This is a genomic window from Streptomyces sp. NPDC000878 (assembly GCF_053599695.1).
Window position 1 is genome coordinate 297,683 of the sequence record NZ_JBSFMT010000003.1, and the last position, 23,613, is coordinate 321,295.

Consider the following 23,613-nt stretch of genomic DNA (forward strand, 5'->3'; position numbering starts at 1 on the left):
TTTTGGCCGCATGGACACCTCTCCACGAGAAGCTCCTGTCCCCGACGACTCGAATCCGTTGCGCCGCCTCTCCCTGGACCAGCTGAGGAAGCGGACGAGCATGAAGTGGCGTACCTACCCGGACGACGTGTTGCCGTTGTGGGTGGCCGAGATGGACGTGCCGCTGGCCGAGCCGGTCGCGCGGGCGATCACGGACGCGGTGGCACTCGGAGACACCGGATATCCGGCCGGCACGGGATACGCCGAGGCGCTCGCGGAGTTCGCGGGCAAACGGTGGGGCTGGGACGGCCTCGCGGTGGAGCGTACGGCGATCGTGCCCGACGTGATGCTGGGAATCGTCGAGATGCTCAAGCTGGTCTCGGGTCCGGGCGATCCGGTGATCGTCAACTCGCCTGTGTATCCGCCGTTCTACCAGTTCGTGGGGAACATGGGCAGGCCGGTCGTGGAAGCCCCGTTGGGCCCGGAGTTCCGGATCGACTTCGAGGCGCTGGAGGAAGCGTTCGGGCGTGCCGTGCAGGGTGATGGGCGGCCCGTGTACCTGCTCTGCAGCCCCCACAACCCGACCGGCACCGTGCACACCGCCACCGAGCTGGCGGATGCCGCGCGACTGGCCCGGACGTACGGTGTGCGCGTCGTGGCGGACGAGATCCACGCCCCGGTCCTGGCCGGAGGCGTGCGGTTCGTCCCGTACCTGACCGTGCCGGGTGCCGAGAACGGCCTGTCGCTGATGTCGGCGTCGAAGGGCTGGAACCTCGCGGGTCTCAAGGCCGCCGTTGCCGTCGCCGGCCCCGGCGCGTCGGACGACCTGGCCCGCATTCCCGAGGAGGTCAGCCACGGCCCCAGCCATGTCGGCGTCATCGCCCACACGGCCGCCCTGCGGGACGGAGGGGACTGGCTCGACGCCCTGCTCGCGGCCCTCGACGACAACCGCCGTCTGCTGGCCGACCTGCTGACCGAGCATCTCCCGGCCGTGCGCTACGAACCGGCCCAGGGCACGTATCTGGCGTGGCTGGACTGCCGAGCGCTGGACGTGTCCGGAGACCCGGCGACCGTCTTCCTGGAGCGCGGCCGGGTCGCCCTCAGCTCGGGGACGGACTTCGGCACCGGAGGCGCGGGCTTCGTACGCATGAACCTGGCGACCTCCCCCGAGGTGATCACGGAGGCGGTCCGCCGGATGACCGTGGCCCTCCTCGATCATGGGCGGTGAGCAGGGGCTCACGCTGCGGCGGGACGGTCGGACGACCATCCCAGGGATTCCGACCTGTCGGCATGAGCAAGGTCGGTCCGATCCTCGTACTGTGGAGGTTTGATGCGTGCAGGCGTCGTGGTCGCGGCACACCCCGGCGTGGAGGAACTCGCCGTGCGGGCCGAGGAGTTGGGCTTGCGCAGCTTCTGGGTCAACGACACCCCGATGGTCCACGGTGACCCCTTCGTCGCCTTGAGCCTGTGCGCGAAGGCCACCCGTCGCATCCGGCTCGGGATCGGCGTGACCTCACCGGCGTTGCGCTCGGCCCCCGCCGCGGCGAGCGGGTTCGCGAGCCTCAATGCCCTGGCACCGGGCCGGATCATCTGCGGGGTCGGCACCGGAAACACCGCCCGGCGCACCCTGGGCATGGAGCCGACCACGGCGGTCGAGCTGGAGAACTTCACCGCGGCACTGCAGGATCTGTGTGCCGGGCGCTCGACCGAGTACCGCGAAGGAGACCGGGTCCGCGACATCCGGTTCCTGCACGCCGGGGCGCACGTGAACACCACCGATCCGATCGAGTTCGTCGTGGCCGCGCTCGGGCCCGAAGCCGCCGCCGTCGCCGGCCGCCGCGGCGTCGGCCTCATCTCCTTCGGCCTGCTCGACCCCACCGCCTGGCACGCGCTGCACGACGCCCGCCGTCACGCCGCCCACGGCACGCTCCGCGACCCCGACCCCTCCGCGGACTCCTACGTGGTCACCGCGCTCCACCTGCTGCGCGGCAACGAGGACTCCGACAGCGACGCGGCCCGGGACACGACAGGTCACGTCGTCCTGTCGCTGCTGGGCTTCGCCGCCGACAAACCCGCCTTCGCCGGGCAACTCGGCCCCGACGAACGCGAGGCGGTGCGACAACTCCTCGACCGGCGTGGCACCACCGCCACCGCGCCTGACCGGTACACCAAGCTCTACCCCAACTACCTCGGACGCATCGCACCGCACGACCGGGACCTGGTCCTGCCCTCGCTGATGAACCGCGTGGCCCTCGTCGGCACCAGCGACGACCTCCGCACCCGCATCACCGCCCTGGAACAGGCAGGCGTCGACGAACTCCTCATCCAACCGGTGATCGACCCGCCCACCGAGATGGCCCAACTCGCCGAACTCCTCACCTGAGCGCCCGCCGATCGACGACGTCAGAGCCGCAACAGGATCTCGGCCACCGCCGTCGGCGCCGTCACCATCAGGTCGTGACCGGAATCGACCACCCACGTCCGCTCGTTGCCGGCCAGTGCCTCCGCGGTGCCGGGCGGGGCCATGGACAGGGACGACGTGGTGTGGACCTCGGTGCGGGGGATCCGGGACAGGGCCGCGGGGTCCTTCAGCCGCAGTGGCTGCTCGAAGCACTTCCACGGATGCGGCGTGAGCCTGTCCCACATCCACTCGACGTCCTCGGGCTCGGTGATCCCGTAGTACTTGACGGCGTCGGAGTCGGGCCGCAGCACCAGTTCCACACCGTCCACCACCCGGGACCCGGCCCGGGCCACGGCCATGAGTTCGCCGGCCACCTGGACGAGAGACTGCTCGTTCTCGGGAATCGCGGCGTCTAGGTAGAAGAGATGAGCGATCCGCTCGGCTGCCCGGTCGGCGACTCCGGTGATGACCATCCCGCCGTAGCTGTGCCCCACCAGGACGACATCGGTGCAGTTCTCGTACCGCAGGACACCCACGACGTCCGTGATGTGGGTGTCCAGGTCGATGTCCGGGTGCAGCAGATGGGCACGCTCGCCCAGGCCGGTCAGCGTCGGTGCGTACACCTCGTGCCCGGCCGCCCGTAGCAGGGGTGTGAGCCGCTGCCAGCACCAGCCGCCGTGTCCGCCACCATGTACCAGGACGTACGTCGCCATCTCTGCCCTCGCTCCCCGTCGAACAACGGACAATCGCCCGGGCGCCCTCATCCAAGCACGTCGGCGAGAACCATGATAGGCATGATTGAGATTGCCATTCTCGACCGTGTGTATGGATTGCGGTGCGCGGTTCGAGCCGGTGAACAGGGGACGGCGGCGCAGGCACAGCAGCGGCTTGAGTCTCAGACGGCCTGGCCGAGTTTTGCGGCGAAGAAGTCGGTCAGCTTCTCCACGACGGGGCCGACGTACTGCTCCTTGTCGTAGAGGTCGACGTGGCTCGCCCCCTCCACCCAGTGGATCTCCTTGGGGCCGACCGCCTGCTGAAACGCCTCAACGCTCATCCACGCAGTCACCGCACGAGTTCCGACGACCATCAGCAGCGGGCGCCGACCGATGAGCGGCATGAGCGCGAAGGCGTCGAAGGTGGCCATCCTGTCGATGCCGGCCCAGTCGAAGAACGACGCCGAGCGCGGGTGCTGGGCGCGCGGGGTGCGGTAGTACGCGAAACCCTCGGCGCCGTGCTCGCCGCCCAGCGCACGGGCCTGCTCGATCGACTCGGGGAACAGGGTGAGTGTCGGCGGTTTCTCACCGCGGGCCGTGGTGGTGCGGGCGTTCGCTGCCGCGTCCAGCATGCTCTGGAACACCGCCGGGTCCTGTGTGCCGTCGGCGCCGAGGCGGAACTGTCGGGCGATGTCCACCGCGCTCACGGTGGCGACGGCCTTGATCCGGTGGTCGCTGCCCGTGGCGGGCAGGACGTAGCCGCCGGAGGCACAGATACCGAGCGCGCCGATCCGGTCGGCGTCCACCCCGGGGCGGGTGGTGAGGTAGGAGACGGCGGCCTTGAGGTCCTCGACGCGGTGGGCCGGGTCCTCCAGACCACGCGGGGTCCCCCCGCTCTCGCCCTGGTAGGCGGCATCGAAGGCAAGGGTGACGAAACCTCGCTCGGCGAGCCGGCTCGCGTAGAGCCCGGCCGTCTGTTCCTTGACCCCGCTGCCGGGGTGGCCGACGACGATCGCCGGACGAGTGCCCACGTTGGCGGACGGCGGGGTGTACAGGTGGCCGGCGAGGGTGATGCCGGCGCTGTCGAAAGTGACGTCGGTTCGCATCGCGAGGAGCTCCGTTGCGCTGTCGGGGCAGAACCCACTGCGAGAGGGGTTCTGGCCGGGCACCGTGCCGCGGCGTGGTCCCACCGTCGCCCTGCTCCCGTGCGGGCAAAAGAGACACAATCCTGCCCGGGAAGAAGTCTGCCCCCTCAGCAGGCACGAGACAGCGTCCAGAATGGACATATGACTCCGTCCTCCGAACCTGGCGAGGTCGGCGCCTTCCTCAAGGCTCGCCGGGCCCAGCTGACCCCACACGAAGTCGGTCTGCCCGAAGCCGACAGCCATCGCAAGGTCGCGGGGCTGCGCCGTGAGGAAGTCGCCCGGCTCGCCGCGATCAGTGTCGACTACTACACCCGACTGGAGCAGGGTCGGGTCCAGGCGTCGGCATCCGTGCTCGCCACGCTCGCGCGTGCGCTGCGCCTCGATGACGACCAGCAGACCTACCTCTATGAGATCGCGGGCAGGACCGACGCGAGACCGCGTCGCCGGCGTGCCGCCCAGCGCGTACGGCCGGCTGCCGGTCGCCTCCTTGAGCAGCTCACCGAGACCCCCGTCCTCGTTCTCGGCACACGCATGGACATCCTTGCCTGGAACCACGCCGCCACCGCGCTCTACACCGACTTCGCAGGCATCCCCGCCGCACGGCGCAACTACGTGTACCTGCTGTTCACCGACCCCGCCTTCCGCGGCATGCACCTGGAGTGGGAGCACGACGCCCGTGACGCGGTCGCCGCCCTCCGCATGGAAGCAGCCAAAGACCCCGATGACCCTGCCCTCGCCCGGCTCGTGGGCGAACTCTCCGTGCAGGACACCGACTTCCGTACGTGGTGGGCCGAACACCGTGTGAACTCCGCCGGCTACGGCACCAAGCACTACCGGCACCCGGCCGTCGGGGACCTCACCCTCGACTGCGACACCTGGGACAGCCCCGACGGCTCCGGCCAACGCCTCATGGTCCTCACCGCGGAACCCGGCTCGACCTCGCACGACGCGCTGCGCATCCTCATCTCCTCCGCGCGCGCTCTTGTGGCAGCGGGCCCGCGCGGTCTCACATCCGGGATCTCAGCACGTCGACCTCACAGCCCGCCATGAACGGATCGAAGCCGTGCCCGGCCAGCCAGCGAACCGCCAGCAGGCTTCGTAGCGACCACCACGCGCGGATCACGTCCAGGTCGACGTCGGTGCCGTAGCCGGCGACGACGTCACCGAGGTGCTCCTCGTGTCCGAGCGTGAGGGTGGCGAGGTCGTACAGGGGATCACCCGGGCCCGCCTCGGACCAGTCGATGATGCCGGTGATCTCGTCACCTTCGACGAAGACGTGAGTGATCTGCAGGTCGCCGTGCGTGAACGCCGGAGTCCACGGCCGGAGCGCGGCCTCGGCGACCTGGCGGTTGCGGCTGACCAGGTCGCCGGGCAGGACGCCGCTGGTCACGAGCCGCTCGCACTCGCCGTCGAGATCCGCCGCCAACTCGTCGAGGCTCCTTCCCCGGCTGGGCCAGGGCGGCAACGGCGCGTCGTGCAACTTCCGGATGGCGGCACCCGCCGCGGCCCACGCCGCCGGGGACGCGGTCGACGGCTCGCCGAGGAGGCCGAGCGCCGTCCCCGGGAGTGCGGCGAGCGCGAGCACGGGCGGCTTGCGCCACAGGACCTCCGGGGACGGGACCGGCGCCAGGGTCATCGCCTCGACCTCGACGTCGAGGCGCGCCTGATCGGCGTCCACCTTCAGGAACACATCGCCGACGCGTAGGGTCGCGCGCTCGGAATGGGCGACGACGACTTGGACCTCATCCATGGGCGACCAGTATCCCGGGGACGGTCGTCCGCGTCGCCGGGTTTGTCGCGGGCGATCGCGCGGCTGACCGCGTCCTGCCACCCGGCGGCCTCGTGCCCGACACCGACCGCTGACCAGGCCGAGCCCAGCACTTTTGTCAGGAGTCCCAAGGGGTGGGTACGTGGTTGCTCCTGCCCGTGCTCAGCCCTTGACGGCGGAGCTGGCGACGCCCTGGACGAACCAGCGCTGGAAGAAGGCGAAGACGATCAGGACGGGCAGGACGAGGAGGACGCCGAAGGCGAGGATCTGGCCCCAGTCCGGGGGCTGTTGGCCCTGGAAGACGCTCATTTCGAGGGGGAGCGGGCGGACGGAGGGGTCGGAGACCATCAGGACCGGCCAGAGGAAGGAGCCCCACTGGGTGAGGAAGGTGAGGATCGCGACCGAGGCGAACGCCGGCTTCGACATCGGCACGATGATCGCGAAGAAGGTGCGCCAGGGGCCCGCGCCGTCCAGCCGGGCCGCCTCCTCGATGCTTGGCGGGATCGAGCGGAAGAACGTGTGGAACTGGTAGATCGAGAAGGCGTTGGCGATGAACGGGACCGCCTGGATGTAGAGGGTGTTGCGCTGGCCGTTGAACATGTAGAAGAGCGGCACGGCAACCGACTCGAACGGGACCAGCATCAGCAGCAGGACGAGCGTGAACACGGCTTCCCGGCCACGCCACTTCAGCCGTGACATGCCGTACGCGGCCATCGAGTTGACGAACAGGCCGCCGGTCACCACTACGAACGCGACGAGCAGCGAGATGCCCATGAAGCGCCAGAAGTAGCCGGTGCTGTCGGAGTTGAGGGCGTCGAGGACGTGCGCGTAGTTGTCGAAGGAGAGGTGGGTGGGGAGGAAGCCGGACAGACCGTTCAGCACTTCGTCGGAGGGCTTGAGGCTGCCCAGGAGCAGGTACAGCACGGGCAGGACGAAGACGAAGGCCAGCACACTGAGGACGGCGTAGTCGGTGAAGCGGCGCAGGCGGCGGTGTGGCGCGTGGGTCGTGGCCATGGTGGGGGTCAGTCCTCGCTGTCGGGCCGGACGACGCGGCGCTGGATGAGGGTCAGGGCGACGACGATCAGGAAGAAGACGACGGTGATCGCGGACGCCTGGCCGATGTTGTTCTGGTCGAAGGCGGTGCTGACGGCCTGGTACATGACCGTGCGGGTGGCGTCCTCGTCGAGACCGCCGCCGTGGATGAGGACGTACACCTGGTCGAAGACCCGGAAGGACAGCACCGAGGTGAGCAGGGCGACGAAGACGAGCGTGCCGCGGATGCCGGGCAGCGTGACATGCCGGAACTGCTGCCAGGGGGTGGCGCGGTCCAGCTCGGCGGCCTCGTACAGCTCGCCGGGGATCTGCTGGAGGCCGGCCAGCAGGATGACCATCTGGAAGCCGACGCCCTGCCACACCGACAGCACGATCACCGAGGCCATAGCGGTGGCCGTCTCGCCGAGCCAGTCGAAGGCACCCCAGTTGCCGAAACTCACCGCGTCCAGCGCGGAGTTGAGCAGGCCCTGGTCACTGCGGGCCAGGATGAGCCGCCAGATCACGGCGACCAGAGTCATCGGGAAGACGACCGGCATGAAGAACAGCGACCGGAACAGGCCGATCGCCTTCAGCTTGCGGTTGAGCAGGATCGCCAGGGACAGCGCCAGGCCTGTCTGGAGCGGTACGACGACCACGGCGAAGGTCAGGTTGTTCAGCAGCGCCCGCAGGAACGGGCCGGACAGGTCCGGGTCGGTGAACAGGCGCCGGTACTGCTCCAGGCCGAAGAAGGAGGGGGCCAGGGGCGAGCCGAGGCGCACGTTGTAGAAGGAGAGGACGACGGCGTAGCCGAACGGGATGCCGACGAACGCGATGAGCCCGGCGACGGCGGGGGTGGACATCAGCAGTCCGTGCAACCAGTCGCGGTTCCTGGGCCCGGAACGCGTCGGGCGGACGGTTTTCACGGCGGTCATGGGCGGGCTCTGCTCCCGGTCGGGGGCCGCGTCGGACGCGGGTTCTGCGGGTTCCACTGTTCTCACGGGCGGGTCCTGTTCCCGGCGCGGCGGGCAGCGTCTGTGCGTGCCCGCCGCGGCCGACACGGTCCTACGGGATCTGGTAACCGGCGTTGTCGGAGAAGTCCTGGTCGATGGCGCGGGCGGCCTTCTCCAGGGCGCTCTTCGGGTCGGCGCCGCCGTAGATCGAGTTCAGGGCTTCGCTGAACTTGGCGGTGACCGTGGGATATCCGGCGGTGACCGGACGGGTCACGGCGACACAGGACGCGGTGATCTCGCTGTCACCGCAGGGCTTGGCGAGCTGGTCGGCGTAGAGCTGGAGCGGGCCGCCCTGCTTGTACAGCTCGCTCGTCGCCAGCGCCGTCTTCGTCGCGGGCACCGCTCCGTTGGCCGTCGTCATCGCGGTGACGTTGGTGTCGTCCAGGAGGGTGTCCAGGAACGTGCCGGCGGCCTTCGCGTTCTTGCTGTCGGCGCCTATACCCCAGGCCCACGAACCCTGGCCGGTCTTGGGGCCGTTGCCGAAGTCGGGCAGCGGCAGCACGACCATGTCGTCGCCGAGGGCCTCGCTGTAGGCCGGGTACATCCAGTGTCCGACCCAGCTCAGCGCCACCCTGTCCTTGGCGAAGGCGTTGCCGTCGGTGTTCGGGTCGACGTACGTCTTCCACGACTGGAAGGTCTTCAGCGCCGAGACCACGGCTGAGGAGTCGAGCACGCCCTCCGCCTTGCCGTCCTTGAGCAGCGAGCCGCCGGCCGACCAGACGATCGGAGCGAAGCCGTAGGTGCCCCACTCGGTGGCGAAGCCGTTGTTCTCCTGCACGTCGAGGGTCTTGCCGTCGGAGTCCTTCGCCTCGAGCGTCTTCAGCGCGGCCGTGAACTCGGCGGCCGTCCAGTCGTCGGACAGACCGGTGGGGTACTTCACCCCGGCGGCGTTCAGCAGCTTCTTGTTGCCGTAGATACCGAGCCCGGAGTCGAACATGCCCAGGCCGTAGTGCTTGCCGTCGATCTCGCCCTGCGCCTTGCTCGCGTCGGTGGCGTTGCCCATGGTCTTGGAGGAGACGTAGTCGTCGATCGGGGCGAGCTTCTTGTTGTAGACGAAGTTCGCCATCGTCGGGCCGTCGAACTCCATCACGTCCGGCAGATCGGAGGCGCTGGTCGCGGTGATGGTCTTGGTGTAGTCGGCCTCGGGGATCAGCTTCAGGTCGACCTTGATCGCGCTCTGCGAGGAGTTGAAGGACTTCACCGCGTTCTGCAGCGCACTGGCCTCGCTCTTCTGACCCTGGTGGGCCCAGACGCTGATGGTGCCCTTGCCGCTGCCCGCCTCCGCGGAGGCGTTGCCGCCGCTGCCGCCGCCACAGGCGGCCAGCGCCGCGAGGGGCAGGGCGAGGGCGAGGCCCGTACAGGCTGTACGGCGGTACCTTCTGCTGGTCGAGCTCATGACTGTGCCTCCGTGCGTTGCGAGGGTTTCGACGTGCGCTGGTGGTGTGCGGCGTGGGGGAGTGGGGCCTTGACGGCCATGGAGGGGCTGAGGGGTTACTGGGGTCCGCGCGGGCGAGGCGGAGCGGTCGTCTCGCGCAGGACGAGACGGATGGGCATCTCCACATGCCCGGGTGTCCCGGAGCCCGGTTCGTCGAGCTGTCGCAGCAGCAGCCGGGCGGCCTCGGCGCCCTGCCCGGCAACCGGCTGGGCGACGGTGGTCAGCCCGATCACGTCGGCGAGTTCGTGGTCGTCGAAGCCGACGACGGACACGTCGTCCGGCACCTTCAGCCGGTGCCGCCGCAGGGCACGCAGGGCGCCCATCGCCATCTCGTCGGACTGGGCGAACACGGCCGTCGGCGGCCGGGAGGCGGCCAGCAGTTCGGTCATGGCCCGCTCGCCGCCCTCGACGGTGTAGTCGCCGTCCGCCTCCAGCGCCGGATCGTGCGCGATCCCGGCGTCGGCCAGCACATCCAGATACGCCTGGCGGCGCGCGACGGGTGTCGTCCAGTGCTGCGGCCCGCTCGACCCGCTGATCATGCCGATCCGGCGATGGCCGAGGTTCACCAGATGCCGTACGGCGCTCTCCGTGCCGGCCCGGTCGTCGATGCCGACCACGATGAAGCCGGGCCGGGCACCGCCGACCGTGCTGGCCAGCGGCACCCCGAGCGACCGCAGCGCGGCGGACTCCTCCTCGTCGGGGATCAGCAGCGACAGCACGGCGTCGACCCGCTTGCGGACCGGCATCTTGGTGAAGAAACGCTTGCGTGTCTCCGGCGAGCCCAGGTTGTACAGCAGTACGTCGTATCCGGCGGCGCTGAACACGTGCTCGGCGGCGTCCAGCACGGTGCCGAAGAACCAGCGGCCCACGTACGGGACCACGACCCCGATCGTGAAGGTGCGCCCGCTCGCCAGACTGGACGCCGAGCGGGACGCCGTATAGCCGAGTTGTGCGGCGACGGCCGTGATCCGATCGCGCACCTCGTCGGAGACGCCCGGCTGTCCGCGCAGGGCGCGGGACACGGTGGACGCCGAGACTCCGGCGGCGCGGGCGACATCGGTGATGCTGACGGTCACAGCGCTTTTCTCCCGTCGGTTTCACATCGGTGTGATCTGGGGGTGACGAGACCGTAAACCCGGCCTCGTTGTTGCGCAAGCGTTTGCGTTCAGTTTTACTTGGGCCGATTCTCAAGCGAGACCTTCCAGGTCAATGGTCAGCGCACGCGTTTGAGCGCTGCGAGCCGACAGGAACTGTGCATGCGATACGCCCCGCCCGGCCTCTGCGTGAACGACTTCGCCCTGCTCCGCGACGCCGACGGCACCTACGCGGTGCTGCACCTTCAGGGCCCGTGGACGGCCGAGTTCGACCACCTGAGGATGGAGACCTCCTACGGCCGGGCCACCTCCACCGACCTGGTCGACTGGCGGCCCGAGGGCACCGCCTTCGGCAACGGCCTGCCCGGCCGCTTCGACCAGCAGGCGGTGTGGACCATGCATCCCGTCCCGTACGGCGACGGAATGGCGATGTTCTACACGGGCGTGAGCGGACTGACGGAAGACGGCTGGCCGTTGCAGTCGGTCGGCCTCGCGTACTCCGACCGCACCGACGGCACGGGCTGGCGCCGCCACGGCTCCGTGCCCGTGGCCGAGGCGGACGCCCGCTGGTACCGCACGGGCGAACGCATGGGCTGGCGCGATCCGTTCGTCGTGCGCGACGACGAGTCGGACGGCTGGGTGATGGTCGTCTGCGCGGCCGACACGACCCTGCCGGTGGAGGTCAGCGGCTGCGTCGCGTGGGCGACTTCGAGCGACCTGGAGCACTGGACGGTCCACCCGCCGCTCATCTCACCCGGTGACGTGGACGAGTTGGAGTGCCCGGTCCTCGAACGCCTCGACGACGGCAGCTGGTTGCTGATCGGTTCGATCGGAGCGACGCGCGGCTTCGAGGCATGGACCGCGCCACGCCTGAGGGGACCGTGGACCCGCCGTGGTCCGCTGGGCCCGACCGGCTCGTACGCCCCTCGCGTCATCGCCGCTCCCGACGGCTCCCGTGTCGTCCTGCACACCACGCCCCGCCGCGTCGACCTGACCGACGCCGGTGAACGCTGCCGTGGCATGCTGGCCCAGCCCAAGTCCCTCGTCGTACCGGCCGATTCGCCGCCCCGCCTGGAGTGGTGGCCGGGCCTTGACGGCTGGCTGGGCGGGGAGACGGAGGAGCCGACGTTGCACGCGGTCGGCGATCTCGATGTCTCCGGCCGAGTCGAGATCACCCTACGAGCCGGGGACGACGGCCCCGCCTTGCTGGTCGGCTGCGACAGCAAGAACCTCTGGATCACCGGCCCCGCCGACGCACCACTGGGCAAGACGGTCCTGACCGAACCGGCCAGGACCCTGCGGATCCTCACCATCGGCGAGTACGTCGAGGTCTACGCCGACGACGTCTTCGTTCTGACCACCCTGTGCTACTCGGGTCACCCAGCCCCGTGGACGGCGCTGGCGGAAGGACACACCCGCACCATCCCCGTCCGCCCGGTCCGGCTGCCCGACCCCGACCGGGACGACGCCTCCGCTGTCTGGCCGGGTCCGGCGACGAGTTGAGGGATTCCGCCACGGAAACGGCTTCGGCTTCCGGCCGCGGACCGGGGTGCTCCGGCCTTCGACGCGGCCCGTGCCGGTCAGCCTCCCGCGATCGCGGCGATCGCGTCCGCGAGGTCGCTGACCACGCGCTTGTGGTGGGACTCGTTCGGGTCGAGCGGCAGGTCCAACTGCAGGCCCATGAACGTGGCGTCCAGCAGGGCAACCGCGCGCCCCGCCCGTGCCCGCGTGCACCCCGCGGCGACCAGGTGGTCGGCGAGGGCCTTCACCCAGCGCCCGTTGGCCTCGCGGACCACCGACACGTAGGGCTCACGCCCGAGCAGCCCCAGGGCGGCGGCCTCGACGTACACCCGGTGGCAGCGGTCGGACGCCTCCGAGGTGTTGACCCGCCACAGGTCCAGGACCGCCGTACGCACGCTCCGGGCCCTCGGCAGCGCCTGGACGGCTTCCACCGACCGGTCGTTGGACGTCCGGAGCACAGTGGCGACGAGGTCGTCCTTGTCGGCGAAGTGGTAGAGCAGCATCCGGTCGCTGGTGCCGATCGCTGCGGCGAGGGGGCGCAGGCTGAGGCCGATCAGACCGTGGTCGAGGACATAGTCGGTCGCCAGCGCGGCCAACTCCTCACGGCGCGCGGTGTTTCGGACCATGTGGCGGCCTCCTTGTCCTGTCGAGCCCCGTTGAGGCAGAGTGTAGCGACCGCTACATTCGTAGCGGTCGCTACACAGGAGGTGGGTCATGGGCTCGGCCCGGGTACTGTCGTGCACCTTGCGAGGTGCGGGATCATGAGCATGGACGAGACGGAACTGGAAACATTTCTCGCCCAGACCTTCCCCACCCCGCTCGGCGTCATCGCGACTCTGCGTCGTGACGGATCACCGCACGCCGTCCCGGTCTGGTTCCGGTGGAACTCGGGCGCCGTGACGATCTGGACGACCGAAACACGCGTCTGGGTGCGCAACCTGCTGCGCGACCCGAGGGTCGCCTTCTCCGTCCAGACCTTCGAGGAGCCCTACCCGGCAGTCATGATGCGCGGAGAGGCCGTGGTCGCCACGGCACATGACGCCGCCACGGTCGAGCAGATTCGGGCCATCGCCCGCCGCTACCTCGCCCCCGAGGACGTCGAGGACTACGTTGCCCGCTGGTCGGAACTGCGCACCATCGTCACGATCATCCCGGACCACATCGTGTCCTGGTCGGCCGGAGGATAGCCGGCCGAGCAACACCTTCAGCCAGACGATCACCCGGGCGTACCGCATCGGCCGGGCTCTTCGGATCATGGAGCACCGGGCCACGTACGTGCCCGTCGGAATCTCCATCTCCCGGCGCCTCGAAGTCACCGGCGCCGACGACGGGCTTCTCCGCGTCGAGACCGCGGGCCTGGCGGAGGTGGAGACGCTGACCGCGGTGACCGAGGAGGCCGCCCGTGGCTCCGACGGCCAGTGACGCCGCTGCGGTATTCGTGGGGCGGCTGCCAGCAACACCTCGTCACCCGCTCGCGAGGACACCGCATGAGGACGGGCGCCCAGCCGACGGCCAGACGCCCCTGCACCAAGACTTTCCGTAGCCTTCCGCTAGAGGTTGTAGCCGCCCGACACCTCGATGTTCTGAGCGGTGACCCAGCGGCTCTCGTCGGAGACCAGTGTGGCGATCATCGCGCCGATGTCGTCGGGTTCGCCGACCCGGCCGAGCGCGGTCTTCGCAGCGAGGGCCGGGACGACCTCGGGGAACCGGCTGAAGGCGTCGTCGGCGATCCGCGTGCGGGTCGACCCCGGCGAGACGGCGTTGACGCGGATGCCACGTGTGCTGAATTCCTTGGCCATGTACCGGGTCAGCACATCCAGTCCACCCTTCATCGAGGCGTAGGCGGAGTAGCCGGGCTCCAGGCCGGTCACCGCCGTCGCCGAGTTGCTGCTCGTATTGACGACGGCCCCGCCGTCCGCCATCAGGGGCAGCAATTTCTGCGTCAGGAAGTACGGGCCCTTCAGGAGGACGCGCATGAGCCTGTCGAACATCTCCTCGGTCGTGTCCTCGATCAACGACGTCTGTGCGAAACCGGCGTTGTTGACCAGGTAGTCGAAGGTGTCGCGCTGCCAGGTGTCGTGCAGCACGTCGGTCACGGTGTCGCGGAAGGCCGTGAAGGTGCCTGCTTCGCTGACGTCCAGCGGGAGTGCGACGGCCGTGCCGCCCTCCTTCTCGATGGTGGCGGCCGTCTCCAGCCCTCCTCGCGGGTTGCTGCTGTAGGTGAGGATGACTCCGTTTCCGCCTTTCGCGATCTCGATCGCGGCGCTTCGTCCTATGCCGGAGCTGGCGCCCGTGACGACGGCGACCTTCATGGTGTTCCTCCTGGTGTGCGTGTGGTGCATGGGTGGTGTGTGGGTGCGCCGGTGGCGCTATGCGGCGGAGTCCGGCAGCAGGAGCCGGGTGAGCCAGGCGGTGCGGGTCCGGCGGGCTGCGGCGGAGATGCGTGCCTGCGGGTACAGGGCGTCGAAGCCGTGGAAACCGCCCGCCCAGACGTGGAGTTCGGCCTGGCCGCCGGCCGCCCAGATGCGGGTGGCGTAGTCGGTGTCCTCGTCGCGGAAGACTTCGGCGGAGCCGGTGTCGATGTAGGTGGTCGGCAGGCCGGAGAGATCGTCGGCCAGCGCGGGTGAGACGTACTCGGGTATCTCCTGGTCGGTGAGTTCGCCGAGGACGGCACGCCATCCGAACTCGTTCATCTCGCGGGTCCACACGCCGGGCCCGCCGGAGTACTGACGGCTGGACGTGCTGGTGTTGCGGTGGTCGAGCATGGGGCAGATCAGCATTTGCGCGGCGATCGCGGGGGTGCCGAGGTCGCGGGCCAGCAGGGTGACGCCGGCGGCGAGGCCGCCGCCCGCGCTGGCGCCCGCGACGATGATCCGGGCGGGGTCGATGCCCAGTTCGGCGGAGTGTTCGGCGACCCACAGCAGGCCCTGGTAGCAGTCGTCGACCAGGGCGGTGCCGGTGGCCTCGGGCGCGAGCCGGTAGTCCACGGAGACGACGACCGCGCCGAACTCGTCGAGCCACTCCAGGGGGATGTCGATCTGCGAGAAGCGGTCGCCCATGACCATCCCGCCGCCGTGCATCCAGTAGACGCAGGGTGCGGCGGCGGTGCGATCGGTGTTCGCGGGGCTGAAGACCGACAGAGGGATCGGGGCACCGTCCTTGGCGGGCACGGTGACTTCGCGCCGGTCGACCTGCCGGTGGGCGAGGAGGGGCTCGACGGGCGTCGACGGGAGCCGGCGCAGTTGCGCGAGGATCTCTGGGCTGAGCCGGGACATGAGGGGCATGTCGGCGAGCAGCTCACGCAGTTCGGGGTCCAGGGTGGGTCGTGCCGTGGTCATGGTCGCGGCCTTTCGCGGGGTGGTGGCGGACGGTCGGGCGAGGAGAGGGCCGACTCGGGAGGCGTCGAGGCACCGAGGCAGCAGGGCCGAGAGGGCCGGGGTACGGGGCGATCGGCGGGTCAGAAGGCGGCCTTGCCGCGGACCGGGACGTAGTCGGTGTACTCGGACTCCTTGGCCAGCAGGCCGTCGATCTGCGCCACGATGGTCTGGGCGGCCTCGCCGGCGAAGATCCGGTGGTGGTCCTCCTCGCTGGTCCACCCCTCGGTGACATGGACGATGTCGGGGTCGGACGCGGAGCGGGAGACGAGGTAGACGACGCAGTGTTCGCCCGCGCCGGGGCTGCCCTCGTTCAGGCCGGTCAGCAGCAGGTCGACCAGTTGGTCGCCCATTCCGGGCTTGGCGGTCAGGGTGGCGTTGAAACCGTAATTGACGGTCATGGCTGCCTCTTTCACGGTGATGGAGTGAGGTGATTCCATTCAACCGACCTGACCTGCGAAAACGTTAGAACGATGCTCGCTCCTACTTGCACGATCCTCGCGAACGCGGGAGCCACAGCGTGGAGCGGTGCTGCAATGGACGTATGTACCTCGAAGAGCTGCGCACCCTGCTGGCCCGGCATGCCCGCCCCGACTGGACCACCGCCATCGACGGCGTCCTCATCTCGAAGGTCGACCGGCCCGATCCGCCGTCACCCTCGATGTCGGGCACGGTGCTGGCGGTCATCGCGCAGGGTGCCAAACGACTCGCCCTCGGCGAGCGGGTGTACGAGTACGGGCCCGGGCAGTACCTGGTCGCATCCGTCGATCTGCCCGTCACCGGACAGTTCACCCAGGCCGACCCCGAGGAACCGGCGCTCGGATTCGGTCTCGTACTGGAACCGTCCGCCGTTGCCGAACTGCTGCTGCAGGCCGGACCCGCAGACATCCCCCGCACCAGCGGAGGCGCGCCGTCGGGCATCGCCGTCAGTAACGCTCCGGCCGCGCTGCTCGACGCGGGGGTACGGCTGCTGCGCCTGCTCGACGAGCCCCGCGACCGGGCCGTCCTGGCCCCGCTGGTCAAGCGCGAGATCCTGTGGCGTGTGATCACCGGCGAGCAAGGCGCGACGGTTCGTCAGCTCGGCCTGGCCGACAGCAGCCTCAGCCACGTCTCCCGGGCCGTGCGCTGGATCCGCGAGCACTACGCCCAGCCCTTCCGGGTCGAGGACGTGGCGCGGCTGTCCGGGATGAGCGTTTCCGCCTTCTACCGCAACTTCCAGGCGGTGACCGCGATGAGCCCCATCCAGTTCCAGAAGCAGATCCGGCTCCAGGAGGCCCGGCTGCTGCTTGCCACCCACCCGGGCGACGTCACCGGGGTCGGCCACCGCGTCGGCTACGACAACCCGTCACAGTTCAGCCGGGAGTACCGCCGCCAGTTCGGCGCGCCACCCAGCCAGGACGCCGCCCGCCTGCGTCAGGCCGTACGCACCCCGGCAGGTGTCCTCCCTTGAGCCGGCCGGGCCCCGCAGGAGGATCGCGCACGGGCCGGCGAGGATGACGTGGGCAGGGCGATCGACACCGGAGGTGCGGGAGCCGAGCTCTTCCGGGTCGTCGCCGGACCGACTGTGCCGCGCGGGCACGGAACCAGCATTGGGGGCCCCACATCCACCAGGGGAACCTTCGTCAGGCCACCGACCGGCTCGCCGCGCCCGGGACCGGCGCTACCCCGCCGCTGCGCCGCAGGAATTCGAACGGTGACGGCGCCCCGCGGCCAGGCCGCCCCGGATACGCGCCCGACGGCACCTGCGAGGGGCAACGGCGCTCATGACCGCAGTGGAAGTACCGGCTGCCGGAGAGCGCCCCGTCGGGCGGGAGACCGAACTCGCCGTACTCGCACGGATCGTGAACGCGTTGGGCGACGGCCGGGGCTCGGTCGTGGAGATCACCGGAGAGCCGGGCATCGGGAAGACCCGCTTGGCGCGGTGCCCGGTGGCGGAGATCCCGGCCGCGATGACCACGGCCTGCGAGGCGATCCGGTGGTTGACCCGGGCCTTGCAGTAGGTGGCGTCCAGGAAGACGTACGGGAAGACGGTGTGATCCAGCGGCCGTTCCTTGAACGCGGTCAGTTCCTCGTCCAGTTCGCCGCAGATGCGGGAGATCTCGGACTTGGAGATCCCGCTGTCCGCACCAAGTGCTCTGACCAGGTCATCGACCGAGCGGGTCGAGACCCCGTGCACGTATGCCTCCATCACCACGGCGAACAACGCCCGGTCGATCCGCCGCCGGCGTTAGGGAGCATGCACCGCCAGCGGATGCACACCCCGGGCAGACACCCCCGCGTTCCGGGACCCTGCCCGGCTACACCACTTCATGGGACGCGATCCCTTGTGTGGCCACGGCCCGTCACGCTCGACGGGGCTGGTGCTGAACTGGAGGCGGCGATCGTGCTGTGCGGCGTTCTCGCCGACAGGCGGGGCACGATCGTGGGCCACGTCGCACTGGCGCCGGTCTCCGACCGCGCCGCGGTAACGGAGACATGAATGACCGGCCGGTGGCCTCGCGCGCGGAAGGTCGCGGGGACGGCCACCGGCCGGTGCGCATGGGGCTGTTACACCATGGGGTCGGTGTCCCTGCTGCCCGTGCCGCCCTGCCGCTCGCTCTGCTCCTTGAGCTGGCGGGCCTTCTCCTTCAGCCGCTGACGCTCGTCCGGGTCGGTGGCACGCTCTGCGGCCTGTTCCATCTCTTGCGCCTTCTGGCGCATCTCCTTGGCACGGCCGCCGGACTCGCCTGCAACGCTCATGATCACTCCTTGTGTGACGGGGAAGAGCGGGCCACACCAGCAAAACAGCGCCCCCGCCACCGAGCATCTCGAACGCTCACTCACCGTTATCCGCGCAGCCCCGGCCGTGCGCGCCCATGCGGCCGTGCACCCCCGACAGGGAGCTGCACCGTCCGTCCCGGTGAAAACTCATGGTTGTGCAAAACGTTTTGGATATCTAGCTTGTGCGCCATGAGCGACAGAACGTCTCCGCCGACCGGCCGCCTCCTGGTGAGCGGCTGCGATGTGCTGCGTGTCCCGACGCAGGGCGAGTGCGAGATCCTGCGGGCGCAGGACATCGTGGTGGCGGACGGCCTCATCGAGGACGTACGACCGACCGGGGGCCCCTTCGGTCCGGGCCCCGCGGCTGACGTGATCGACGGGCGCGGACTGCTGGCCGTACCCGGCCTGATCAACGCGCACACGCACAGCCCCATGACCCTGATGCGCGGCGCGGCCGAGGACGTGACGGTCGAGGGCTGGTTCAACGACCGCGTCTGGCCGATGGAGTCCAACCTCACCCCCGCCGACGTACGGATCGGCGCCAGGCTGGCCTGCGCCGAGATGATCCGCTCCGGCGTCACCACCTTCGCCGACCACTATTTCTTCCCCGAGCAGATCGCCGAGGCGGTCGTCGAGACCGGTCTGCGGGCCGATATCGCGCCCACGTACTTCAGCAGCCGGGGCGAGGAAGCCCTGGAGGGCACGGTGAGGTTCGCCGAAGCGTGGCACGGCCGTGCCGGCGGCCGGGTGACCGTCTCGCTCGGGCCGCACGCCCCGTACACGGTCGACGACGGCGACCTGCGGACCCTCGCCGGGCACGCCCGGCGGCTCGGCCTGCGGGTGCACATCCACGCCGCCGAGCACCTGGAGCAGACGCAGTCCAGCCTGGAGCGGCGTGGCGTCACCCCGATCCGGGTGCTGCACGAGACCGGCGTACTGGACGCCGGGGCACTGATCGCGCACGGCTGCGGGATCGTCAAGGACGACCTGCCGCTGCTGGCCGAGTACGCGGGCACGGCCGCCGTCGCCTGCTGCCCCAAGGTGTATCTCAAGCACGCCCTGTCCCCGCTCACCCCGATCCGCGACCTGCTCAGCGCCGGAGTCGCGGTCGCGGTCGGCACGGACGGCGCCGCCGGCCACAACACGCTGGACGTGTGGGAGGCGCTGCGGCTGGTCGCCCTCACCCAGAAGCAGGCCGTGCGGGACGCCACCTGGATGACCGTCTCCGACACCCTGCGCCTGGCCATGCGCGGCGGGGCCCGGGCCCTCGGCCTGCAGAAGGAGATCGGGGCGCTGGAGCCGGGCATGCGCGCCGACCTCGTCCTGACCGACCTGTCGGGGCTGCACTGCCGTCCGCTGCACGATCCGCGCGCCGCACTGGTCTACAGCGCCCGCGCCAGTGACGTACGCACGGTCGTCGTGGACGGCCGGGTCCTGATGCGCGACGGCCGGCTGCTCACCGTGGACGTGCCGGCGCTGGTGGCCGAGGCCGACGCCCGGGTGGCCCGGATCCTCGACACCTCCCACGGCAGGGCGGTGCAGCACTATGACCCCTGAGCCGTATGCGCGGGCGGCGGTCCGGCGCCCCGCGTCCATCAAAGATGTGGCCGCGGCGGCCGGAGTGAGCGCCACCACCGTCTCCCATGTCCTCAGCGGCAACCGGCCGGTCAACGAGCACACCGCCGCCCGCGTCCGAAGTGTCGTCAACCGGCTCGGCTACGTCCCGGCGTCGCTGGCCCGCAGCCTCCAGGCCGGCTCCACCTCGGTGATCGGCCTGCTGATCCCGGACATCAGCAACACCTTCTTCGCCGAACTCGCCAAGGGTGCCGAGGACGCCGCCCACGACCTCGGCTACGGCCTGATCCTGTGCAACACCGAGTTCGACGCCGACCGCGAGGACCGCTACCTCGGCATGATCCGCAGCCGGTTCATCGACGGCATGGTGTACGCCTCGGGATCCCCGCCGTCCCGGCGGAGACTGGAGGCCCTGATGGGCAAGTTCCCCATCGCGCTCGCCGACGAGGAGGTCGAGGGCCTCGAAGGCGCTCTCATCGCCACCGCCGACCACGAGGCGGGCGGACGGCTGGTCGGTGAGCACCTCTGGGCGCTCGGCCACCGTCGCGCCCTCATGCTGACCGGCCCGCGTGCCCTGAAGAGCAGCAACGCCCGGGCGAACGGATTCGTACGGGCCTTCCGGGGCGAGGTCGTCGAACGCGTCGGCGACTTCAAGGAGACCTCCGGATACGGCCTCGTCGCCGAACTCCTCCAGGAGGGCGGTCTCCCCGACGACTGCACGGCCGTCTTCGCGGCCAACGACCTCATGGCGTTCGGCGCCCTCACCGCCCTCCGCGAGGCGGGACTGTCGGTGCCGGACGACGTCTCGGTGGTCGGCTTCGACGACATCCGGGCGGCCACGCTGGCGCATCCGCCCCTGACCACCGTCCACCAGCCCGCCTACGACGTCGGCCGCACCGCCACCGCCCAACTCCTCCAGTACGTCACCCGCGGCGAGGTCCCACCCGCCTCCCGGCACACCCTTCCCGTCGAACTCAAGGTCCGCGGCAGCACGGCACCCGCCGCCCGCTGACCCTCACCCGACCCGACTTCCCACGCGCCGCACGGAGTTGCCGTGCCGCGCGGCAACACCCCCTCCCTCGAAAGGCGGTTCGCCATGCCCAGAGTGCTCGTTGTGGGCGAGTCCTGGTTCACCTACACGGTCCATCAGAAAGGCTTCGACGCCTTCCACACCTCCGAGTACACCGAGGGCGGAGGTGCCTTCCTGGACGCGCTCCGCTCGCGCGGCCACGAGGTGACCTACGTGCCCTCGCACGAGATCCCGACCCGGGTACCGGCCTCCGCCGACGGCTTCGACGCGTACGACGTCGTCGTCATCAGCGATGTGGGCGCCAACAGCTTCCAGCTCCCGCCAGAGACCTTCAACCACTCCGTCCCCGCGCCCGACCGGTCCGAGCTGGTGCGCGACTTCGTGGAGCGGGGCGGCGGGGTGCTGATGATCGGCGGCTATCTGACCTTCAGCGGCATCGACGCCCGCGCGCGATGGGGGCGCTCCCCGCTCGCCGCCGCCCTGCCGGTGACGATGCTGGACCGCGACGACCGGGTGGAGCTCTCGGCCGGTGCCGTCCCCGAAGTGGTGGGCGAGCACGCGGTCGTACGGGGTCTTGAGCGGTCCTGGCCCGCGCTGCTGGGCCTCAACGAGGTCACGGCCCGGCCGGACGCGTCGCTGCTCGCCGAGTGTGCCGGGCACCCACTGCTCGTCGTCGGCGGCCACGGCGCGGGCAGATCGGGGGCGTTCACGTCCGACGTGGCACCGCACTGGGCGCCGCCACCGTTCCTTGCCTGGGAGGGCTACTCCGAGCTGTGGGACCGGCTGGTGCGCTGGCTCGCCGGAGCGGAGCTGTGATGGCCCCGCACGTGAGTACGTCCGTCACCGGCACACCGCACATCGCGGCTCGGCCGGGCGACTTCGCGCCACTCGTGCTGATGCCGGGCGACCCGCGCCGCGCCCGGCGGATCGCCGAGACGTTCCTTCAGGACGCGCGGCAGGTCACCGACGTACGCGGCATCCTCGGCTACACCGGAAGCCACCGGGGCGTGCCGATGTCGGTGCTCGCCTCCGGCATGGGCATCCCGTCCGTGACGATCTACGCGACGGAGCTGTTCCGCCACTACGGTGTGCGCAGGATCGTCCGGGTCGGCACGGCCGGTGCGATCCCCGCCTCGGTGTCCGTACGGGACGTGGTGATCGCCTCCGCCGCGCACACCGACTCCAGCCTCAGCCGCGTCCTCGTGGACGGCGTGACCCTCTCCCTCGCTCCCTCCTACCGGATGCTGCGTGCCGCCGAGGACGCCGCCGAGCGGGAACTCTCCGGCGGTGAGGCAGTGCACATCGGACCGGTGTTCAGCAGCGACCACTTCTACCTCGAGCGCCCCGCCCTCTTCGACGCCCTGGAGCGCCGGGGCACCCTCGCGGTCGAGATGGAGGCGGCCGGACTGTACGCCGTGGCCTGCGCGGAGGGCGGCGAGGCCCTCGCCGTGCTGACCGTGTCCGACCACCTCCGCACCGGTGACGCGCTCACCGCCGAGGAACGCGAGACGGACTTCGACCGGACGCTGCGCATCGCCGCGACCGCGCTGCTGACCGATGTCTGAAATTCCCGCACTGGAAATCAAATCGAAACCGGGCAACGTAGCCAAAACGTTTTGCACTTTCTACTGTCAACGCAGCCGCTCACTCAGCAACACAATGATCAGGAGGTCGATGATGCGATACGGAAGAAGCGCCGCCGTCGTGGCGACAGGGATGCTCGTGCTGACCGCGTGCGGGGGATCGGGCGGGGACGATTCCGGAGCGTCGTCCTCCGGCAAGCCGCGCATCAAATTGGTGCTCAATGGCGGGCTGGGTGACAAGTCGTTCTTCGACTCCGCCTACGCGGGTCTGCAGAAGGCCGAGAAGGATCTCGGCTACGAGCTCAAGGTGGTGGAGCTCGGCTCCGACCGGACCAAGTGGGAGCCCGGCTTCGAGGACGCCGCCTCGGCCGACGACTACGACATCCTTGCCGCCGGTACCTTCGACGTCACCGACTACATCGGCAAACTCGCCCCGGAATTCCCGGACAAGAAGTTCTGGGTCTTCGACGCCCCGGTCGACTACAGCGGCAAGAACGGCGCCTGTTCCAACAAGTGCGAGAACGTCTACTCCGTCACGTTCAAACAGAACGAGGGCGGTTATCTCGCGGGATTCCTGGCGGAGAAGCTGGTGGCTGCGAAAGCGCTCAAGGGAACCGAATCGCTGAAGAAGGTCGGCGTCATGGGCGGCGTGAAGATCCCGTTGATCGAGGACTTCGTCGTCGGATTCAAGTCGGGTTTCCAGGCCGCCGGCGGAAAGAACTCCGACGTCCTCGTGCAGTACGTGGGAGGCGACAAGCCGTTCGGCGACCCGGCCAAGGGCAAGGAGATCAGCACCGCCATGTACGGCCAGGGCGCCGCGCTGGTGTGGCCGGTCGCCGGGCTCTCCGGGCTCGGCACTTTCGAGTCGGCCGTCGGCGCTCAGCGGTACGCGTTCGGCGTCGACTCCGACCAGTACCAGACCCTCGCCGACCAGGCGCAGAAGGACATCGTCGTCACCTCCATCCTCAAGAACGTCGGCAACGCCCTGTACGAGGCCGCGCAGAACGACCAGAAGGGCTCCCTGAAGTACGGCTCGGTCTCCACCGTCGGCCTCGCCGAGGACGCCGTCGGCTATGTGAACGACGACCACTTCAAGGAGCTGGTGCCCGAGAAGATCCGTACCGAGGTCCAGGAAGCCGCCGACGAGGTCAAGTCCGGCTCCGTCACGGTGCCCAGCGCCCTCTAGCCGAACG

The 23,613-nt window shown here is 69.9% G+C and carries 24 protein-coding genes and 1 pseudogene; 12 read left to right on the forward strand and 13 right to left on the reverse strand.

Annotation, left to right across the window (positions count from 1 at the left end; genetic code table 11):
• Positions 1-10: 10 nt before the first annotated feature.
• Both ACWDR4_RS04905 and ACWDR4_RS04910 read left to right on the forward strand, forming a co-directional pair.
• Positions 11-1,207 (forward strand): MalY/PatB family protein, encoded by a 1,197-nt coding sequence (locus ACWDR4_RS04905; protein ID WP_450403918.1) that lies wholly within the window; start codon positions 11-13, stop codon positions 1,205-1,207.
• Between the two features lie 102 nt (positions 1,208-1,309).
• The gene (locus tag ACWDR4_RS04910; protein WP_450403921.1) at positions 1,310-2,362 is read left to right on the forward strand and encodes an LLM class flavin-dependent oxidoreductase; all 1,053 of its coding nucleotides are present in this window, start codon (positions 1,310-1,312) and stop codon (positions 2,360-2,362) included.
• A 20-nt stretch (positions 2,363-2,382) separates the two neighbouring features.
• On the opposite strand, the gene ACWDR4_RS04915 is transcribed toward ACWDR4_RS04910, so the two are convergent.
• Together ACWDR4_RS04915 and ACWDR4_RS04920 are read right to left on the reverse strand one after the other, a co-directional pair.
• Positions 2,383-3,093, reverse strand: coding sequence for an alpha/beta fold hydrolase (locus ACWDR4_RS04915; RefSeq protein ID WP_450403923.1), 711 nt, complete (start codon positions 3,091-3,093; stop codon positions 2,383-2,385).
• Positions 3,094-3,275: 182 nt separating this feature from the next.
• Positions 3,276-4,199, reverse strand: a complete 924-nt coding sequence (locus ACWDR4_RS04920) for an alpha/beta hydrolase (protein ID WP_450403925.1) — start codon at positions 4,197-4,199, stop codon at positions 3,276-3,278.
• A 180-nt stretch (positions 4,200-4,379) separates the two neighbouring features.
• On the opposite strand from ACWDR4_RS04920, the gene ACWDR4_RS04925 reads away from it, so the two are divergent.
• The gene (locus tag ACWDR4_RS04925) at positions 4,380-5,288 is read left to right on the forward strand and encodes a helix-turn-helix domain-containing protein (protein ID WP_450403927.1); all 909 of its coding nucleotides are present in this window, start codon (positions 4,380-4,382) and stop codon (positions 5,286-5,288) included.
• Here ACWDR4_RS04925 and ACWDR4_RS04930 read toward each other — a convergent pair.
• The 5 genes from ACWDR4_RS04930 to ACWDR4_RS04950 form a co-directional block, all read right to left on the reverse strand.
• On the reverse strand, positions 5,245-5,988 hold the full coding sequence (locus tag ACWDR4_RS04930; RefSeq protein WP_450403929.1) for a phosphotransferase family protein: 744 nt from the start codon (positions 5,986-5,988) through the stop codon (positions 5,245-5,247). The two genes, ACWDR4_RS04925 and ACWDR4_RS04930, sit on opposite strands and share 44 nt — an antisense overlap.
• Before the next feature lie 180 nt (positions 5,989-6,168).
• A complete protein-coding gene (locus ACWDR4_RS04935; protein ID WP_450403931.1) occupies positions 6,169-7,020 on the reverse strand; it encodes a carbohydrate ABC transporter permease in 852 nt (283 codons plus the stop codon).
• An 8-nt stretch (positions 7,021-7,028) separates the two neighbouring features.
• Complete coding sequence (locus ACWDR4_RS04940; RefSeq protein ID WP_450403934.1) at positions 7,029-8,036, reverse strand: carbohydrate ABC transporter permease; 1,008 nt, start codon at positions 8,034-8,036, stop codon at positions 7,029-7,031.
• A gap of 64 nt (positions 8,037-8,100) precedes the next feature.
• Entirely contained in the window at positions 8,101-9,444 is a 1,344-nt protein-coding gene (locus ACWDR4_RS04945) for an ABC transporter substrate-binding protein (RefSeq protein ID WP_450403937.1), read from the reverse strand.
• 95 nt (positions 9,445-9,539) lie between these two features.
• The gene (locus ACWDR4_RS04950) at positions 9,540-10,559 is read right to left on the reverse strand and encodes a LacI family DNA-binding transcriptional regulator (RefSeq protein ID WP_450403940.1); all 1,020 of its coding nucleotides are present in this window, start codon (positions 10,557-10,559) and stop codon (positions 9,540-9,542) included.
• A 180-nt stretch (positions 10,560-10,739) separates the two neighbouring features.
• On the opposite strand from ACWDR4_RS04950, the gene ACWDR4_RS04955 reads away from it, so the two are divergent.
• A complete protein-coding gene (locus tag ACWDR4_RS04955; protein WP_450403942.1) occupies positions 10,740-12,080 on the forward strand; it encodes a mucin-1 in 1,341 nt (446 codons plus the stop codon).
• 77 nt (positions 12,081-12,157) lie between these two features.
• Here the strand turns inward: ACWDR4_RS04955 and ACWDR4_RS04960 are convergent, their stop codons facing one another.
• Entirely contained in the window at positions 12,158-12,724 is a 567-nt protein-coding gene (locus ACWDR4_RS04960) for a TetR/AcrR family transcriptional regulator (protein WP_450403944.1), read from the reverse strand.
• A 135-nt stretch (positions 12,725-12,859) separates the two neighbouring features.
• Here ACWDR4_RS04960 and ACWDR4_RS04965 point away from each other — a divergent pair, with 135 nt between their 5' ends.
• The gene (locus tag ACWDR4_RS04965) at positions 12,860-13,285 is read left to right on the forward strand and encodes a TIGR03618 family F420-dependent PPOX class oxidoreductase (RefSeq protein ID WP_450403947.1); all 426 of its coding nucleotides are present in this window, start codon (positions 12,860-12,862) and stop codon (positions 13,283-13,285) included.
• A gap of 67 nt (positions 13,286-13,352) precedes the next feature.
• Positions 13,353-13,520, forward strand: coding sequence for a hypothetical protein (locus ACWDR4_RS04970; RefSeq protein WP_450403949.1), 168 nt, complete (start codon positions 13,353-13,355; stop codon positions 13,518-13,520).
• Positions 13,521-13,648: 128 nt separating this feature from the next.
• On the opposite strand, the gene ACWDR4_RS04975 is transcribed toward ACWDR4_RS04970, so the two are convergent.
• From ACWDR4_RS04975 to ACWDR4_RS04985, 3 genes are all read right to left on the reverse strand, one after another.
• Positions 13,649-14,410 (reverse strand): SDR family NAD(P)-dependent oxidoreductase, encoded by a 762-nt coding sequence (locus tag ACWDR4_RS04975; protein WP_450403952.1) that lies wholly within the window; start codon positions 14,408-14,410, stop codon positions 13,649-13,651.
• A 57-nt stretch (positions 14,411-14,467) separates the two neighbouring features.
• A complete protein-coding gene (locus tag ACWDR4_RS04980) occupies positions 14,468-15,436 on the reverse strand; it encodes an alpha/beta hydrolase (protein ID WP_450403954.1) in 969 nt (322 codons plus the stop codon).
• A 119-nt stretch (positions 15,437-15,555) separates the two neighbouring features.
• The gene (locus tag ACWDR4_RS04985) at positions 15,556-15,873 is read right to left on the reverse strand and encodes a putative quinol monooxygenase (RefSeq protein ID WP_450403956.1); all 318 of its coding nucleotides are present in this window, start codon (positions 15,871-15,873) and stop codon (positions 15,556-15,558) included.
• Positions 15,874-16,016: 143 nt separating this feature from the next.
• Between ACWDR4_RS04985 and ACWDR4_RS04990 the strand changes: the two genes are divergently transcribed.
• Positions 16,017-16,922 carry an AraC family transcriptional regulator gene (locus ACWDR4_RS04990; protein WP_450403959.1) on the forward strand — a complete coding sequence of 302 codons (906 nt, stop codon included), beginning with the start codon at positions 16,017-16,019 and terminating at the stop codon, positions 16,920-16,922.
• Between the two features lie 468 nt (positions 16,923-17,390).
• Here the strand turns inward: ACWDR4_RS04990 and ACWDR4_RS04995 are convergent.
• Both ACWDR4_RS04995 and ACWDR4_RS05000 read right to left on the reverse strand, forming a co-directional pair.
• A pseudogene (locus ACWDR4_RS04995) lies at positions 17,391-17,699 on the reverse strand (transposase); the annotation flags it as partial.
• 320 nt (positions 17,700-18,019) lie between these two features.
• Positions 18,020-18,211, reverse strand: coding sequence for a DUF6381 family protein (locus ACWDR4_RS05000; RefSeq protein ID WP_450403961.1), 192 nt, complete (start codon positions 18,209-18,211; stop codon positions 18,020-18,022).
• A gap of 210 nt (positions 18,212-18,421) precedes the next feature.
• Between ACWDR4_RS05000 and ACWDR4_RS05005 the strand changes: the two genes are divergently transcribed.
• From ACWDR4_RS05005 to ACWDR4_RS05025, 5 genes are all read left to right on the forward strand, one after another.
• Positions 18,422-19,789: an amidohydrolase gene (locus ACWDR4_RS05005; protein ID WP_450403964.1), complete on the forward strand. Its 1,368-nt coding sequence runs from the start codon at positions 18,422-18,424 to the stop codon at positions 19,787-19,789.
• The gene (locus ACWDR4_RS05010; RefSeq protein WP_450403966.1) at positions 19,779-20,819 is read left to right on the forward strand and encodes a LacI family DNA-binding transcriptional regulator; all 1,041 of its coding nucleotides are present in this window, start codon (positions 19,779-19,781) and stop codon (positions 20,817-20,819) included. The genes ACWDR4_RS05005 and ACWDR4_RS05010 overlap by 11 nt, the downstream gene beginning before the upstream one ends.
• A gap of 84 nt (positions 20,820-20,903) precedes the next feature.
• Entirely contained in the window at positions 20,904-21,653 is a 750-nt protein-coding gene (locus tag ACWDR4_RS05015; protein WP_450403967.1) for a glutamine amidotransferase, read from the forward strand.
• Positions 21,653-22,402 carry a purine-nucleoside phosphorylase gene (gene deoD / locus ACWDR4_RS05020; RefSeq protein WP_450403969.1) on the forward strand — a complete coding sequence of 250 codons (750 nt, stop codon included), beginning with the start codon at positions 21,653-21,655 and terminating at the stop codon, positions 22,400-22,402. Before ACWDR4_RS05015 ends, deoD begins: the two co-directional genes overlap by 1 nt.
• A 112-nt stretch (positions 22,403-22,514) precedes the next feature.
• Positions 22,515-23,606 (forward strand): BMP family lipoprotein, encoded by a 1,092-nt coding sequence (locus ACWDR4_RS05025; protein ID WP_450403972.1) that lies wholly within the window; start codon positions 22,515-22,517, stop codon positions 23,604-23,606.
• Positions 23,607-23,613 lie beyond the last annotated feature (7 nt).